21 protein-coding genes are annotated in these 14,891 nt (G+C 71.6%); 7 read left to right on the top strand and 14 right to left on the bottom strand.

Annotated elements, in window-relative coordinates:
- Window positions 1–103: 103 nt before the first annotated feature.
- Window positions 104–373, top strand: a complete 270-nt coding sequence (locus tag LFA75_RS03655; RefSeq protein ID WP_097194514.1) for a metal-sensitive transcriptional regulator — start codon at window positions 104–106, stop codon at window positions 371–373.
- Between the two features lie 151 nt (window positions 374–524).
- A complete protein-coding gene (locus LFA75_RS03660) occupies window positions 525–953 on the top strand; it encodes a DUF2892 domain-containing protein (RefSeq protein WP_209305935.1) in 429 nt (142 codons plus the stop codon).
- Between the two features lie 13 nt (window positions 954–966).
- On the opposite strand, the gene LFA75_RS03665 is transcribed toward LFA75_RS03660, so the two are convergent.
- The 9 genes from LFA75_RS03665 to LFA75_RS03705 form a co-directional block, all read right to left on the bottom strand.
- Window positions 967–2,325, bottom strand: a complete 1,359-nt coding sequence (locus tag LFA75_RS03665) for an MBL fold metallo-hydrolase (protein WP_097197005.1) — start codon at window positions 2,323–2,325, stop codon at window positions 967–969.
- 49 nt (window positions 2,326–2,374) lie between these two features.
- Window positions 2,375–2,764: a DUF302 domain-containing protein gene (locus LFA75_RS03670; RefSeq protein WP_097197004.1), complete on the bottom strand. Its 390-nt coding sequence runs from the start codon at window positions 2,762–2,764 to the stop codon at window positions 2,375–2,377.
- Window positions 2,765–3,338: 574 nt separating this feature from the next.
- Window positions 3,339–4,178 carry a cytochrome c oxidase assembly protein gene (locus tag LFA75_RS03675; RefSeq protein ID WP_135095149.1) on the bottom strand — a complete coding sequence of 280 codons (840 nt, stop codon included), beginning with the start codon at window positions 4,176–4,178 and terminating at the stop codon, window positions 3,339–3,341.
- 5 nt (window positions 4,179–4,183) lie between these two features.
- Window positions 4,184–4,666 (bottom strand): DUF2243 domain-containing protein, encoded by a 483-nt coding sequence (locus LFA75_RS03680; RefSeq protein WP_097197002.1) that lies wholly within the window; start codon window positions 4,664–4,666, stop codon window positions 4,184–4,186.
- A 17-nt stretch (window positions 4,667–4,683) separates the two neighbouring features.
- Window positions 4,684–5,100, bottom strand: coding sequence for a hypothetical protein (locus LFA75_RS03685; protein WP_225232375.1), 417 nt, complete (start codon window positions 5,098–5,100; stop codon window positions 4,684–4,686).
- 152 nt (window positions 5,101–5,252) lie between these two features.
- Complete coding sequence (locus LFA75_RS03690) at window positions 5,253–5,831, bottom strand: class I SAM-dependent methyltransferase (protein WP_097197072.1); 579 nt, start codon at window positions 5,829–5,831, stop codon at window positions 5,253–5,255.
- Between the two features lie 29 nt (window positions 5,832–5,860).
- Window positions 5,861–6,361, bottom strand: a complete 501-nt coding sequence (locus tag LFA75_RS03695) for a hypothetical protein (protein WP_097197000.1) — start codon at window positions 6,359–6,361, stop codon at window positions 5,861–5,863.
- Window positions 6,358–7,263 (bottom strand): cytochrome c biogenesis CcdA family protein, encoded by a 906-nt coding sequence (locus LFA75_RS03700; RefSeq protein ID WP_097196999.1) that lies wholly within the window; start codon window positions 7,261–7,263, stop codon window positions 6,358–6,360. Before LFA75_RS03700 ends, LFA75_RS03695 begins: the two co-directional genes overlap by 4 nt.
- The gene (locus LFA75_RS03705; RefSeq protein ID WP_209305937.1) at window positions 7,256–8,017 is read right to left on the bottom strand and encodes a DsbA family protein; all 762 of its coding nucleotides are present in this window, start codon (window positions 8,015–8,017) and stop codon (window positions 7,256–7,258) included. Before LFA75_RS03705 ends, LFA75_RS03700 begins: the two co-directional genes overlap by 8 nt.
- A gap of 128 nt (window positions 8,018–8,145) precedes the next feature.
- On the opposite strand from LFA75_RS03705, the gene LFA75_RS03710 reads away from it, so the two are divergent.
- The 4 genes from LFA75_RS03710 to trxA all read left to right on the top strand — a co-directional run bounded on the left by LFA75_RS03710 (window position 8,146) and on the right by trxA (window position 10,565).
- Window positions 8,146–8,961, top strand: a complete 816-nt coding sequence (locus LFA75_RS03710) for a GntR family transcriptional regulator (protein ID WP_225232376.1) — start codon at window positions 8,146–8,148, stop codon at window positions 8,959–8,961.
- Between the two features lie 22 nt (window positions 8,962–8,983).
- The gene (locus tag LFA75_RS03715) at window positions 8,984–9,337 is read left to right on the top strand and encodes a rhodanese-like domain-containing protein (RefSeq protein ID WP_135095150.1); all 354 of its coding nucleotides are present in this window, start codon (window positions 8,984–8,986) and stop codon (window positions 9,335–9,337) included.
- Window positions 9,334–10,125 (top strand): sulfite exporter TauE/SafE family protein, encoded by a 792-nt coding sequence (locus LFA75_RS03720; protein ID WP_097196995.1) that lies wholly within the window; start codon window positions 9,334–9,336, stop codon window positions 10,123–10,125. Before LFA75_RS03715 ends, LFA75_RS03720 begins: the two co-directional genes overlap by 4 nt.
- A 71-nt stretch (window positions 10,126–10,196) precedes the next feature.
- Window positions 10,197–10,565 (top strand): thioredoxin, encoded by a 369-nt coding sequence (gene trxA / locus LFA75_RS03725; protein WP_097196994.1) that lies wholly within the window; start codon window positions 10,197–10,199, stop codon window positions 10,563–10,565.
- Window positions 10,566–10,796: 231 nt separating this feature from the next.
- Here the strand turns inward: trxA and LFA75_RS03730 are convergent, their stop codons facing one another.
- The 5 genes from LFA75_RS03730 to LFA75_RS03745 all read right to left on the bottom strand — a co-directional run bounded on the left by LFA75_RS03730 (window position 10,797) and on the right by LFA75_RS03745 (window position 14,037).
- Window positions 10,797–11,987, bottom strand: coding sequence for an NAD(P)/FAD-dependent oxidoreductase (locus LFA75_RS03730; protein WP_097196993.1), 1,191 nt, complete (start codon window positions 11,985–11,987; stop codon window positions 10,797–10,799).
- A 64-nt stretch (window positions 11,988–12,051) separates the two neighbouring features.
- Window positions 12,052–12,372, bottom strand: coding sequence for a hypothetical protein (locus tag LFA75_RS23980; RefSeq protein WP_281256828.1), 321 nt, complete (start codon window positions 12,370–12,372; stop codon window positions 12,052–12,054).
- Complete coding sequence (locus LFA75_RS03735; protein WP_281256827.1) at window positions 12,258–12,536, bottom strand: NAD(P)-binding protein; 279 nt, start codon at window positions 12,534–12,536, stop codon at window positions 12,258–12,260. The genes LFA75_RS23980 and LFA75_RS03735 overlap by 115 nt, the downstream gene beginning before the upstream one ends.
- A 2-nt stretch (window positions 12,537–12,538) precedes the next feature.
- Window positions 12,539–12,730, bottom strand: coding sequence for a ferredoxin (locus LFA75_RS03740; RefSeq protein ID WP_097196992.1), 192 nt, complete (start codon window positions 12,728–12,730; stop codon window positions 12,539–12,541).
- A gap of 29 nt (window positions 12,731–12,759) precedes the next feature.
- Window positions 12,760–14,037, bottom strand: a complete 1,278-nt coding sequence (locus tag LFA75_RS03745) for a cytochrome P450 (RefSeq protein ID WP_097196991.1) — start codon at window positions 14,035–14,037, stop codon at window positions 12,760–12,762.
- Window positions 14,038–14,264: 227 nt separating this feature from the next.
- Here LFA75_RS03745 and LFA75_RS03750 point away from each other — a divergent pair, with 227 nt between their 5' ends.
- Complete coding sequence (locus tag LFA75_RS03750; protein WP_209305938.1) at window positions 14,265–14,825, top strand: TetR family transcriptional regulator; 561 nt, start codon at window positions 14,265–14,267, stop codon at window positions 14,823–14,825.
- Window positions 14,826–14,891 lie beyond the last annotated feature (66 nt).

Here is a 14,891-nt window from a genome sequence, read left to right on the forward strand (position 1 = left end):
GACGGCCGCGCGGTGCGTCCGGGAATGCCCACGCACCGCGCGGCGCTTCAAGAAGCAGTACCCGCCGGGGTATCACCCCGGCGGACGGGAGAGGATGAGGGACATGCAGCTCGAGAACACCCAGGTCGTCGGAGATGTCATCAAGCGGCTCCGGCGTGCTGAGGGCCAGCTCGCGGGCGTGATCCGCATGCTGGAGGCCGGCCGCGACTGCGAGGACGTCGTCACGCAGCTGGCGGCCGTGTCCCGGGCCCTGGACAAGGCCGGGTTCGCCATCATCGCCACCGGCCTCGAGCAGTGCATCACTGCCGGCGAGGACGGCAACGCCGCCCTCGACCGCGCCCGGCTCGAGAAGCTGTTCCTCTCGCTCGCCTGAGCAGCGGCTCCCCGCGGCCCGCACCGGTAGTTCGGTGCGGGCCGCGCGCCGTTTCCTGGTCCGTTTCACCCGCAGGGCCGACGGGCACGGGCTCCGAGGCACCCGCCCGTGACGAGATGGAGGCGAGATAGGCCAGGAGGAAACCGACCCGGTGCGGACGCACACTCCCCAGCGGCTGACCCGGCGCCTGGACGACGAGCGGCTGGCGCGGATCGCGGAGTTCGGGACGGCGCCGCGGGAGAGGTCGAGCAGGCACCTCTCCCAGCTGGACCGGGAGTGGGACGTCGAGCGCAAGCTCGAGGCGAATGCCGCCACGCTCATGCTCGTGGGCGTCGCCCTCGCGGCCACGCGGTCGAAGCGATGGCTCGCGCTCGCCGGCGTGGTGCCCGCGTTCCTGCTCCAGCATGCGATCCAGGGCTGGTGCCCACCGATCGCCGCCTTCCGCGCTCTCGGGTCCCGGTCGCGCAACGAGATCGACGCCGAGCGCACCGCCATCAAGGCCCTCCGCGGAGACTTCGCCGGGCTGGAGCTGGAGCCCGGGGCGGCTGAGCGCGCCCTCGCAGCGGCCGGCGCACGCTGACACACCTCGAGACCTAGGCGTCCTCGAGTCCAGCCTTTCCGGCCGACTCGTAGGAGTCGTTGACCAGGACCACGGAACGGCCGGGTCGGTCCAGCACCGAGGCCGCGATCGAGGCCCGGTAGCCGGAGCCGCAGTAGACCCACACCTCGCCCTGCGGCACCTCGTCGAGCCGGTCGGCGAGCTCGTGCAGCGGGATGTGCTGCGAGCCGCGCACGAAGCCGTCCGCCCGCTCGTCGTTGCGCCGGGCGTCGAGGACCTGCACCGGCCCCCGCTCCATCGCCTCGGCCAGGCCGGCGAAGTCACTCACCGGATACGACCGCAACGGCTGCCCGTCGGCGAGGGACTCGACGTCCCCGATCGCGGCACCGGCCAGCTCGTCGACGCCGATCCGCACCAGCTCGCGGCGAGCCTCGGCCACCTGCTCCTCGCTCTCGCCGATCAGCGTCAGCGGCTCCCCGTAGCGGTAGAGCCAGCCGAGGTAGGTCACGAAGTTGGTGCCGAGCTCGACGTTCATCGCGTCGGTCAGGTGGCCGGCCGCGAACGCCGTGCGCTCGCGCAGGTCGACCACCCACTCCCCCGCCTCGATACGCCGGCGCAGCCCCGCGGGGTCGACCTTCTCGGGCATGGAGAGGTCGACCGGCGCGGGGCCCCGCCGGTTGATGGGCGCCATGCGCGCGTAGTAGGCCGGGAAGGCGTCCAGCCCGGCGAGGAGGGTGTCGACGTACTCCTGTTCGGCCTGCGTGAGCGCGGGGTTGACCTTCGCCTGCTCCCCGATGGTCGACGACGTCCCGCTGGTCGGGGTGGCCGAGCAGAAGCTGCCGAAGCCGTGAGTGGGGAACACCTGCGCCTCGGCCGGTAGCTCGCGGGCCAGCCGCCGCACCGAGTGGTACTGGGCGTGGGTCAGCTCGTCGGTGACCTCGGGGCTGACTAGATCGGTGCGGCCCGTAGCGCCGTAGAGCATGGATCCACCGGTGAACACCGCCTGGACGTCGCCGTCGCCGTCGCCGTCCGCCAGCGCATAGCTGACGTGGTGGTGGGTGTGCCCGGGGGTGTGCAGGGCCGTCAGCCGCAGCCGCCCGGCTGCGATCACTTCGCCGTCGGACACCGCCACGTGGTCGAGCTCGGCGTCGCTCCCGCTGGGCAGGACGTAGGCGGCACCCGTCTCACGGGCGAGTTCGGGGCCCCCCGTCACGTAGTCGTTGTGGACGTGGGTCTCCAGGACGTGGGTGACCCGCACGCCGCGCCGCGCGACCAGGTCCAGCACCCGGTCGATGTCGCGCTGGGGATCGATCACCACGGCGACCTCGCCGTCGTCGATGAGGTAGCTCCGGTCGCCCAGGCTGGAGGTCTCGATCGTCTGCACATCGAACATGCCGTTGTCCCTTCTCTACCCCGTACGGTACAAACCGTCTGCGGCGGGCTCAGCTCCTGAGTGCCGCCAGCGCCGCATCCAGACGACGCCCGGCCTCGTCGGCCATGGGCTGCAGCTCGGGCCGGCCGGTCATCGACACCATGGTCTGCGGGTCGAGGACCTGCACCGTGGAGCCGTCACCGGCCTGGCTGACCACGACGTTGCACGGCAGCAGCACGCCGACGCCGCGGTCCGCCTCCAGTGCCTGCTGCGCGAGGTCGGGGGCACAGGCGCCCAGGATCAGGTAGGGCTCCATCTCCACTCCGCGCTTCTGCCGCAGCGTGGCCTGCACGTCGATCTCGGTGAGAATGCCGAAGCCCTGCTCGGCCAACGCCTCCTTTGTGCGTGTCACCGCCTCTGGGAACGGAACGTCGAGGTCGAGGGTCCGTCGGTACTCCATGCGGCCGTTCCTTCCGGAGCGCCGCCCGACGTTGAGAGGCGGCCCGCCTGCTCGGACCGCCGGTCGGTGCGGCGAGGTCTCGGCGTCCCTACCCGCACCGACCCTGCCGTACCGCCCGTTGGGGCCGGCGACGACGCTGGACGACGGCCAGCGGGCTGACCTGCGTCGTTGCCCTCGCGGTCGCCCGCTGCCTATTCTCGATCTGTGTACTGGGGATTTGCACCGAGCCGGCCCGCGTTCTGCGTGTGCCTCCTCGCGGTGACCCCGCTCGTGGTCGACGACCGGCTCTGTCCGGGCGGCACTCCTTCCCGCTGAGCCAGCGCTCAGCGGTCCCGTGTCCGCCCGCACGCCAGCCGAAGGACCTCCGTTGACCGAGATCGCCGCGCCCGTCCCCACACCCTTGCCGCTCGCCCGAGCAGTCGAGGCGGTCACCCCGGCCGCCACACCGGTCGCGACCAGCTCTGCCCCGGCCCGCCGATCGCGGTGGCGGCGCCTGGTCTCCGCCGTCGCTGACACGCACCGAGCAGCCGTCCCCTTCTGACGGGCTTGCCCGCCACTGACGCGCGCCGGGAGCTCACACGGCGGGAGCGTTGCTGGCCACCGCGGCCGGTTCCCGCGCGAGTGCCCGCCCTGTGCGGCGGTACCAGGCGGCGAACAGCGCGACGAGCAGCAACAGGTCCGCGACGTGGCCGCCGTAGTACATCAACTGTGCAGCAACCTCGACCTCCGCGGCGTCGTGCCCGCCACCCACCGGTAGCACCGGAGCACGGGAGAACAGCAGCTTGGCCAGGAAGGCGTGCAAGCCGCCGGCGACGACGAGGACGACCAGACGTACCGCCATGCCCGGCCGGCGCGGCGCGGGATCGGGCCCGGCCACCGCCCAGGCGAACAGGTACCCGGCCAGCAGGAAGTGCAGGTGCAACAGGTGGTGCACAACGTCTGACCGGGCGCTCAAGGCGTACAGCGGCGTCAGGTAGAGCAGGTACAGCCCGCCGACGCTGAGCACCGCGGCGGTGGCCACGTGGGACAGCCCGTGCAGCACCCGCGACCGCAGCAGCACGGCTGCCGGGCGCCGGGCGGACACGGGCAGACCCGAGAGCAGCAGGGTCACCGGGGCGCCCATGACCAAGGCAATGGGCGCGAACATCCCCAGCAACAGGTGCTGCGCCATGTGCCCGTCGGCCGTGCCGGCGTCGACAGCCGGGGACAGCGCGGCTCCCACCAGGACGGCTCCCAGCAGGAAGCTCGCCGTCCGCCCGCCGCTCCAGCGGCGGCCACTCCCCCGCATGCGGGCGACGCCGGCCAGGTAGCCCGCGCCGAGCACGACGGCGACCAGCACCGGCAACAGCCACGCCGCCGCGGCGGAGCCCGTCCCGTGCGAACCGCCGTGCGCCAGCACGGCGGCTCCGGACATGGTGTTCACCGCCGGTCGGCCCCGGCCTGCCCTTCGCCCCGGGACCGCCACAGCAGACCCGCACCCACCGCCAACAGCACCAGCGCGGCGCCGTTCCAGGCCAGGTCGTAGGGCAGCAGGTCGACCCCGTAGCGGATCTGGTGCAGGCGCAGGAGCTTGTGGTCGACGATCCCGTCGAACAGATGGAAGATGCCCAGGCCGAGCACGAAGCCGCCCCACGCCGAACGGCGCGCCAGCGTCCCGCGGCGGCGCAGGTCGGCGAACCAGAAGAATCCGGCGACCAGCAGCACGAGGTAGGCCGTCTGCAGCAACCCATCCGACAGCAGGCTGATGTCAGGGGTGGACCGGTCGTAGAAGTGGTGCCAGCTCAGCATCTGGTGGAACACGATCTCGTCGATCGCGGCCATGATCGCGACGCCGAGCATGGTGCCCGTCAGCACCGATCGGTGGCGGTCCGCCGTGATGGGTCGGGCGGCGGTGTCCGTCATGCCGAGTCCTCCTGGCGTCAGTGGCTGGTCAGCCCGCGGCGGGACTGCAGGGAGGGCGGGATCCACCGCTCGACGATCAGCCCGGTCGTGACCGAGTAGATGGCCTTGTGCAGGATGTCTACGACGTGCTCGTTGCGGGGCCAGACCATCGGCGGGGCCCCCACCCCGGTGGTGTTCTCCAGCGTCTGGTCGGTCGACAGCCGCACGATGGTGTGCGCCACGTGCGCCTGCGGGCCACGGAGCCCGACCGCAGCCCACACACCCCGCAGGGCCCCCAGCACGGCCCCGGTCCCGTAGTGCATCGCCCAGTTCCAGCCCGTCGGCCGGTCGGCGTCGGACGGATGGCGGCCGAGCAGAGTGAGCAGGGTCCGGGCGGGGATGTAGGAGTGCGGCCGGCGGGTGACGGCCTGTTCCAGCCTCTCAGCCGCCGTCATCACAGCCACCCCCAGCAGGCCGGCGGCCGCGCCGCGGCCTGCTGCCGGAAGCAGTGCTCGGGCACGACTTGCCTCGTCCGCAGACATCCCCTGTGATCCCTCCTGTGAGTTGCGGACGGTCATAGCCCCTCCGGCGCGGATCTACACGGTCATCAGGGACGTTGCGCGAACAGCAGCGTGTCCACGGCGGTGCCGGAGTCGGTGTCCCTGTCCATCCGCTCGAGGCGTTCCGTGCGCCAGCCCCGGACCGCCGTCCCGAGCAACTCCGGGTCGTAGAGCACGTCGGGGTCCTGTGGGCCCCCGGTCCCACGGATGAGGTTCTCCCGGTCGTGGCCGAGGACCAACAGGTGCCCGCCCGGGAGGACGGCGCCGGCGGACCGCGCAAGGACGTCGACCAGCTCGGGGCGTGGAAGGTGCAGGTACAGCACGAGAACCAGGTCGAACTCCGCCGAGCCCAGATCGGCGGTCAGCACGTCCTCGACCCGCCACGTCACACGCGCCCCGGGCGGCGCGTTCTCCTGCCCCCGACCGAGACCGACGGCCGAGAAGTCGATCGTCTCGACATCCCATCCCCCGCCGGCCAGCCACAGCGCCATCCGTCCCTCGCCCGCGGCGACGTCCAGAGCCCGCCCGGGGGGCAATCCGGCGGTCACCTCGGCGGCCGTGCGGTTCGGCTCGACGGACCACTGCCGCGCCTCGGCGTAGCGGCGGTCCCACTCAGCGGCTTCCATGTCGCTCCCCTCGATCACACCGGGCTGCCTCAGCGGGCCGCGCCGGCGTGCGGCAGAGCCGGCACGGCGCAGGCGACCTGCCCCCGCAGTCTGCGGGCCAGCGCCCACGCCAGCAGGAGCAGCGCGAGGACGGAGAGCACGGGCTGTACCGGCTCGAAGTACGTCATCGCGCCACTGGCGCCCAGGGCCAGCAGGACGAGCTTGTTGCAGACCGGGCACCCGACGGCGAAGAACGTCAGCAGTCCGCCGGCACCACCCCACCAGCGCGACCGGCGCTCCTCCACGGCCGGAGCCGGCTCCGGCGACCCCGGTTCGCGCACGTAGGTCGCCACGAGCAGCCCGGCGAGCGCGGCGCTCGCCAGCAGGGCCGGCCAGGACCACCATGTGGGCGGCACCTCCCGGCTGAAGACCGGCGTGTCGATGAGGTCGGTCGGGACGGCGACCACCAGCACGCCGACGGCGGTCATGGCGAGCGCGGTGAGCCAGCGCCGGCGGTCCCAGGCCCGGAGCGCCAGGTACATCGAGGTCATCGGGACTCCTGTCGGTCGAGCGCGCGGATCGTGTCGTCGTCAGGACCGGCATCGGTGGTCCTGGTGCGGATCCGGTGCAGGCGGCGCGCGATGACGCCGAGGAGGAGCGCTGCGGTGGCCGCCAGCAACCAGACGTCGAGATCGCGTGCCGACAGCTCGGCGATCCAGCTCTGCGCCATGAACTCGAGGTCCGTGGTGTCCCCGAGCCCGAGGACGCCGGTGATGCCGGCGGTGCCGTCGAAGCGGAGGAACAGCCAGCCGATCACGATGAACAGGGCACCGGAGATCAGCTGGCTCGTGTGCAGCTGCCGACCGCCGATGCACAGCGGGCGACCGCGCAGCCATCTGCGCCGACCGAGGTCGAACCGGTCCCACAGCAGCGCGAGCACGAACATCGGCGCCGCCATCCCGAGGGCGTAGACGGCCAGGAGGACTCCTCCTCCCACCACGCCCCCATCGGTCGCAGCTAGGGTCAGCACGGCGCCGAGGATGGGCCCGGAGCAGAACCCGGCGAGGCCGTAGACCGCACCCAGCGCGAAGGTGCTCGCCCAACCGCGGGCCCGGCCCGGGGTGGCGACCCGGGCACGAAGCCGGTCGGCTCCGGGCAGGCCGAAGCCACCGCCGAGGAGCTGCACGACCCCGAGAGCGATGATCGTCCACCCGGCGACGGCGATCAGCACCTCGCGGTGCCCGTAGAAGAGCGTCGAGACCAGCGCCGACCCCACCCCGAGGGGCACGAGGGTCAGGCAGAGGCCAAGCCAGAAGACGACGGTGCGGGCGAGCAGCTCCCGCGGATGCGCGAACGCGTAGGCGAAGAACGACGGCAGCAGGAGTGCGCTGCAGGGGCTGATGAGCGTCAGCGCGCCACCGAGGAACGCCGCCGCGAGCCCCAGCTCACCCATCGGCCCCGGCCTCGGCGGCCGCCTGCTCGATCGCCGCGACGAAGGTGTCCGTGGGCTGCGCACCCATGATCGGTCGGCCGTTGAGCAGGAAGGCGGGCGTGCCGGCGATGCCGAGCTGCTGCCCCTCACGGAAGTCAGCGGTGACCGCGTCGAGCGTCTCCTGCGACTGCATGGCCGCGGTGAACCGGTCGACGTCCAAGTCGAGGTCGCGAGCGAGCCCGAGCAGCACGTCGTCGGTCAGCTGACCGCTGTTCGGCGGAAAGCCCAGCGCGTAGACCGCGTCGTGGTACTCCCAGAAGGCGCCTTGCTCCCCCGCCGCCCGTGCGGCCCGCGCCGCCTGGACCGACTGCTCACCGAAGTAGGGGAAGTCCCGCCACTCCAGCCGGAGAGTGCCGTCCTCGACGAACCGGTCGAAGAGCACCGGCTCGGTCTCCTGGGCGAACTTCGCGCAGAAGGGGCACTGGAAGTCCTCCCACATGACGAGGACGACCGGCGCGTCGGCGTCCCCCTGTGCCAGCGGGTCGTCGGCGATCCGTCGGGCCTGGTCGTCCGCCGGCTGCGCCGACCCACCCTCGTGGTGGACGTCCGCCACCGGGCCGCCGGCGTCCCTCCCGTCAGCACGGCCGAGACCCCAGACGACGGCGACGACGCCGAGCACGACGACCACGGCCAGGGCGATGAACGGTCCACGCAGGGCCTGCGCCGTCGTGGATCGGCCCGTCTCCGGCGGCGTGGTTGGAGCAGCGTTGGGCACGAGAACTTCCCCCTGACGCGCCATCGTCGACGCGGGTTGTCCGGACAACTCGTCTACAGTTGACCGTACAAGAGCTGCTGCGGTCGTCGATCGCCACCCACGGCCCCGTGAACCGAACTGGAGGAGCCATGCCGGAGCTCCCGCGCATTCCCCCGGCGGCACGGCTGGATCGCCACACGAACACACCGCTGTGGCGCCAGCTCGCCGCCGATCTCCGCGACCGGCTGGACGGCGGCGAGTTCACCGAGGGCTTCCCCGGTGAGGTGGAGCTCGGCCTCCAGTACTCGGTCAGCCGGCACACGGTCCGCGAGGCGTTGCGCCAGCTGCGCGCCGACGGCGTGATCAGCACCGGGCGCGGTCGGCGCCCCCGGCTCGCCGCGCTCGACCCGGTCATCGCCCAGCCCACGGGGATCGCCTACTCGCTGTTCTCCTCCGTGGAGGCCTGCGGGCTGGTGCAGACGTCGGTGGTACGCGTGCTGACCCTGCGGGCGGACGGCGTCATCGCCCCCCGGCTGGGGCTGGAGGAGTCGACCCCGCTGGCCCCCCTCGGGCGGCTGCGCTTGGCCGACGCCCGCCCACTGGCCCTCGCCCGCGTCTGGCCCCCCGCCTCGATCGGTGAGCCCCTGCTGGACGTCGACTTCCGCCGCACCAGCCTGTACGAGGAGCTCGCCCGTACCGGCATCCCGGTCACCGGCGGGCAGGAGACGGTCCGGGCGGTCATCCCGAGCAGGGCCGAGCACGACGCTCTCGACCTGCAGCCGCCGTCGGCCGTGTTCTCCGTCGAGCGGACGGGCACGAGCTCCGGTGTCCCCGTCGAGTGGCGGCACACCCTGATCCGGGCCGACCGCTTCGCCCTGACCAGCACGCTGGACCCCCGGCCGGGAGCGACCGAGCCGCCCAGCGGCGATCTCGCCGCCTCCGCGCTCACGCCGAGCTTCGGCTGACCCCACCCAGGAAGGACCGACGATGACCGAGGCGTCCCGCACCACCCGGCTCCCCGATGTGGATCCCGGCCAGGCCGCCGAACTGCTCGAGCGGGGCGAGGCCGTGCTCCTCGACGTCCGCGAGCCACAGGAGTGGGCAGCGGGCCACGCCCCGCAGGCCGAGCACCTGCCGCTTGGTCTCCTCGCCCCGGAGGCGGTGCCGCAGGACCGGCCGGTCGTCGCCGTCTGCCGATCCGGCAACCGCTCGGGCAAGGCCGCCGACGCCCTGGCCGCTGCCGGCGTGCGGGCGCACAACCTGGCCGGCGGTATGAAGGCGTGGGCGCACGCCGGCCTCCCGGTGGTCACCGACGACGGAGAGCCGGGCACCGTCGCGTGATCGTCGCCGCCACGCTCGGGCTGGGCCTGCTCATCGGCCTGAGCCTGGGCGCCCTGGGCGGCGGCGGCTCCATCCTCACCGTGCCCGCCCTGGTCTACGTCATCGGCCAGGACGCCCGCGCTGCCACGACCAGCAGCCTGTTCATCGTCGGCGTCACCTCGGTCATCGCCGCACTCGGCCACGCCCGCAGTGGGCGCGTGCGCTGGGGCGTCGGCGTCGCTTTCGGGATCACCGGCATCGCGGCCGGCTTCGCCGGGACCGCGGTCAACCGGCTCATGAACCCCGATGTCCTCCTGCTCGGCTTCGCCGCGGTGATCGTCGTCGCCGCTGTGGGCATGCTCGCCAACAGCGGAGACGAGACGCTCCCGCCAGAAGAGGGCGACGCACTTCAGCCCGCACGACGCTGGAGAGCCGGGCGGATCGGACGGATCGCCGGCGCAGGCCTGCTCGTCGGCTTCATGACCGGGCTCTTCGGCGTCGGCGGAGGCTTCGTGATCGTCCCAGCGCTCACCCTCGCCCTGGGCATGTCCATGCCACAGGCGGTTGCCACGTCGCTGGTCGTCATCTCGATCAACTCCGCCGGCGCCCTGCTGGCACGCGCCGGCACGGCTCACTTCGACTGGGCCGTGATCGCCCCCTTTACGCTGGCCGCCGTCGCCGGCTCGCTCGGCGGGAAGGTCGTCGCCGACCGCCTCTCCGGCGCAACCCTCACGCGGGCCTTCGCCGTCCTGCTCATCGCCGTCGCCGTCTACACCGCCACCTCGAGCCTGATCTCGCTCCTCGGCTGACCGTCGGGAACAGGACGCACCTTTCGCGGGCTTATACCCATATGGGTATCGGACAACGAAAGGGTCACATCATGAGCTCGACCGACCTCACCGCCTCGACCTTCCAGGACACCGTCAGCCGTGACGGCATCGTGCTGGTCGACTTCTGGGCCGGCTGGTGCGGCCCCTGCCGGGCCTTCGAACCGGTCTTCGAGGCCGCCGCGCAGCGCCACCCCGACATCGTCTTCGGCAAGGTCGACACCGAGGCCGAGCAGGAGCTGGCCGCCGCCGCCGGCATCCGGTCGATCCCGACCCTGATGGCCTTCCGCGACGGCGTCCTCGTGTTCGCACAGCCCGGCGCCCTGCCCGCCGAGGCGCTCGAGGAACTCGTCACCGCGGTGCGCGGACTGGACATGGAGCAGGTGCGCGCCGACCTCGCCGACCAGCGCCTCACCGCCTGATCGCGGGACCTCGCTCGCGGTGTCCCGCGACATCATCTGCGTTGGAATTCGCGGTGCCGCCATGACTGATCATCCTGTCGGGCGATTGCAAGCCTTGGAGCAGACTTGGTGGGTGGAGTGCCGCCCCGGTGCCATCGCGGTCTTTCCCCCACGTCTCTTGGCTTCCGAGGCGACTGCGGCAGGACCTTCGCGCCATTGCGACACGTGGCCTCCCCGTGACGGGACCGGCGTTCATCGACCTGCGAAGGCGAGAGCGTCCTGCCAGGCGCTTCCCCGGCCGATCATCGCCCGATATTTCATGATCTTGCCCGGCATGTTGAGCGCCAGGGCGCCGACGAGCAGGTCCTCCTGGCGGTAGAGGGCGAGCCATCGAGTGTCGTCCAGGTCCCCGATCACGGTGACCTCGTCGGCGGCGGTGATGCCGACCATCTGCAGCTTGTCGCTGTACCAGTCCGACCAGAAGTAGGGGACGGTGCTGTACGGGGTGGCCTCGGCGGGGGCCAGAGCGTTGCGCGCCGCAGCGGCGCCCTGTTCGGCGGCCGACGTCCAGTGCTCGAGGCGCATCATCCGGCCGAAGAGCGGGTTGTGCCAGCGCGCGACGTCGCCCGCGGCGTAGACCTCGGGCGCGGCACGCAATGTCTCGTCGCACACGACGCCGTCCTCGACCTGCAGCCCTGAATCGGTGAGCCAGTCGGTGACGGGGTCGGCGCCGATCCCGACGACGACGAGATCGGCGGGCAGGATCGAGCCGTCGGACAGCGCGACGCCTTCGACGCAATCCTCGCCTTCGAGCCCGGTGACGGAGACACCGCACCGCAGCTCGGTGCCGTTGCGGGCGTGCAGGTCTGCGCAGGCGGCGGCCATCTGCTCGCCAACGGCACGAACGAGCGGCAGCGGGGCCGCCTCGAGGATGGTGACGTCGACGTCCCGCTTGCGGGCGGCCGAGGCGACCTCGGACCCGATGAAGCCACCACCGACGACGACCATGCGGCAGCCGCCGTCCAGGGCCCGGCGGATGCTGCGGGCGTCCTCCACGGTGCGCAGGGTGTGCACGCCGTCGAGCTGCTCCCCGGGCAGCTGCCGGGCGCGCGCACCGGTCGCGATGACCAGCCGGTCGTAGCGCAGCTGCTCGTCACCGCCCAGGACGATCTCCCGGGCATCGGTGTCGAGCGAGGTCGCGGGCACGCCGAGGCGCAGCTCGACGTCCAGGGCGCGCAGCTCCTCCTCGGTGCGGTGGTGCGGCACCGCCGGGTCCTCGCCTGGGTCGAGGAAGGCCTTGGACAACGGTGGCCGGTCGTAGGGCAGGTGCTCCTCGGCCCCGACGAGAAGCAGCCGCCCGGCGTAGCCGGTCTTGCGGGCGGACTCGACCGCGCGCAGCCCGGCCAGTGAGGCTCCGACGACGACGACAGGTCCTTCAGACATCGACTCTCCAGAGAACAGTCGGCGCTGATGCGCCAAGAACACGGGGCGCGTCAGCGGTCGGCGGTCACACAGGCCGGCAGCAGCTGATGGCGCAGTGCCCCCGGTGCGTGGGCGGGACGGCCGGCACGGATGGCGCGACAGGCGCGACGCGCTGGTAGGCCGCGCCAAGCGGTGGCCGCACATCCCGCTCTGCCTTGTTGGGCCAGAGGGAGCAGGCGCGCTCGGCCTGTGCGGTGATGGTCAGCGGCTGGTACAGGGTGTTGGCGTAGTTCAGCGAACCGGCGCCGACGCCCGCCCCGGCGAGGACCACGACCTTGGCGACCTTGCTGATCCGCTGGATCCCCTTGAGTCCCCAGGCGGGGTTCCCACCGGAACCGACGGACATCCCATGAGGTCCCGGGCAACGTGTCGTCGGTGAAGCGCATCCCCGGCCTCGAGCACGGTGATCCGGTAACCCTTCTCCGACAGCCGCAGAGCCGCGACGCTTCCGCCGAAGCCGCTGCCGATGACTAGGACGTGGGCGTCGTGCTCCGGGCGCGATGCGCCCATCCTCACTCCTCGATGCTCAGCGCGCTCGTGGGGCAGGCCGCGACGGCCTCCTCCATCAGCGCCCGGCGGCCCCCCGGGGGCGTGGGGTTCAGCAGCTTGAGCGCGCCGTCGTCACCGACCTCGAAGAAGTCCGGGGCGACCGACTCGCACATTCCCAACGACGAGCACTTGTTCTCGTCCAGCACGATCCTCACGGGAGTGTCCTTTCCGGTCGGGTGGACGGTCAGCGCTGCGGGGTGAAGCGCACGGGCAGGTGGTTGACGCCGTGGAAGAAGGTGCTGACCGTGTAGGAAGGCTCTCCGGACACGTCGATGTCGGGCAGCCGGGTCAGCAGCTCGCGGTAGATGGCCGCCAGCTGCTGGCGGGCCAGCTGATTGCCCAGGCAGTGGTGGATTCCGCCGCCACCGAAGCTCACGTGCGGGTTGGGGTTCCGGGAGAGGTCGAAGCGCTCGGGCGCGTCGAACACCTCGGTGTCCCAGTTGGCCGAGGCGTAGAACATGACCACCTTGTCGCCCTGGGTGATCTGCTGCCCGTTCAGCTCGCAGTCGCGGGACGCGGTGCGCCGGAACGTCATGATGGGGGTGGCCCATCGGACCATCTCCTCGACCGCCCCCTTGAGCCGGCCGTCGAGGTCCTCCATGAGCCAGGCCTTCTGCTCGGGGAAGTCGGTCAGGGCCTTCATCGCATGGCTGGTGCTCTGCCGGGTCGTGTCGTTGCCGGCGATGGTGAGCAGCCCGAAGAAGGACATGATCTCGTCGTCGGTCAGCCGCTCACCATCGACCTCGGCCTGCACGAGGTTGCTGAGCAGATCCTCGCCCGGGTTGCGCCGGCGCTCGGCGATGTACCTGCCGGCCAGCTCACCGAGGTACAGCATGGCCTGGAACAGGCGGTCGAGGGGTTCCTGGTCGCCCATCAGCTCCGGGTCGTTCCAGCCGCCGGCGAACTGCGACTCGTAGGCCATCTTCGCCCGGTCGGCCTCGTCGATGCCCATCATGTCGCAGATGTTGTGCATCGGGACGAGAGCCGCCACCTCGGGGACGAAGTCGACCTCGCCCCTGGTCGCGATGTCGTCCACGATGCGCCGGGCGTTGCCCTGGATCTGGTCGTGGATGCGACGGATTTGCTTGGGGGTGAACGCCGAGCTCAGCAGCCGCCGGATCTTGGTGTGCCGCGGCGGGTCCATCGCGATGAAGCCCTGCCCCGCGTCGAGTAGTTCCTGCGGCATCGACTCCATCACGATGCCCTCGCCGGAGATGAAGTCCTCGTGCCGCTTGGTGACCTCGACCAGGTCGGCATGGCGCACGACAGCCCAGAACCCCTGGTCGTTCGGGTCCTTCATCAGCATGTCCTCGACCGGCTGGTGCCAGCTCACCGGGCGCTCGGCGCGCAGCACGGCGTAGGTCTTCTCCCGCTCGGCGGCCGTCTGGGACCAGAACGCTCGGGACGAGATGTCCGCGGGGTCATAGGGGCGGGTGTCGCGCGGATGGGCAACGGTGGTCATCACGGCTCCAGGGTCTGCTCCGTACGGGTGGCAACCAGGTTGACACACCGCCCATTTTTGTCAAGTTGTAGACCCCGACTCGGGATTTGTCAGGACCGGTTTGGACAGAAGGAGGCCCCGGCAGTCGCTGTGACACACTGTCGGAAATTGTCAAGGACGGAACAAAGACGATGGGACGGGGGCGGCCAGTGGCGGCAGAGCCTCTTCGTCTGACCTTCCGCCAACACGTGCGCGACCGCGCACTGGACGCGGCGCGGGCTCTGACGGTCCAGAAGGGCTGGTCCCGAGTGCGCATGGGGGATGTCGCCGCGCTGACCGGGGTATCGCGCCCGACCTTGTACAAGCAGTTCGGCGACAAGCAAGGCCTCGGGGAAGCGCTGATCATGGAGGAGACCGAGCGGTTTCTCGTCGGCATCTCGGGAACGCTCGAAGCCCATCCTCAGGACGCCGCCGGGGGAATCACCGCAGCAATCGAGTACGTGCTGGCCGAGGCCGACGCCAGTCCCCTGCTGTGCGCGATCCTCACCTCGGCACGCGACGCCGACAACGAGCTGCTGCCCATGCTCACGACACGTTCCGCACCGGTGCTCGACGCCGCCACCCGAACCCTGATCTCCTGGTTCACGGAGCACTTCCCCCAGCTGGACCCGCAAGACCTGGCCGACGGCGTGGACGCAGTGGTCCGACTCGCAGTCAGCCATCTCGTACTCCCCGTCGATGACCGCACGACCACCGCGCGCCGACTGACTCGGATCGCCTTGCGAACCCTGCAGCTGGGGACCGTATGAGCGCGCGACCGATGCGGATCCCGGGCCGGGAAGACGACGGCGCCCGCCCCCGCTAGGGACGGGCCC

The sequence above is a fragment of the Klenkia terrae genome, from assembly GCF_900491935.1.
Classification (GTDB): domain Bacteria; phylum Actinomycetota; class Actinomycetes; order Mycobacteriales; family Geodermatophilaceae; genus Klenkia; species Klenkia terrae.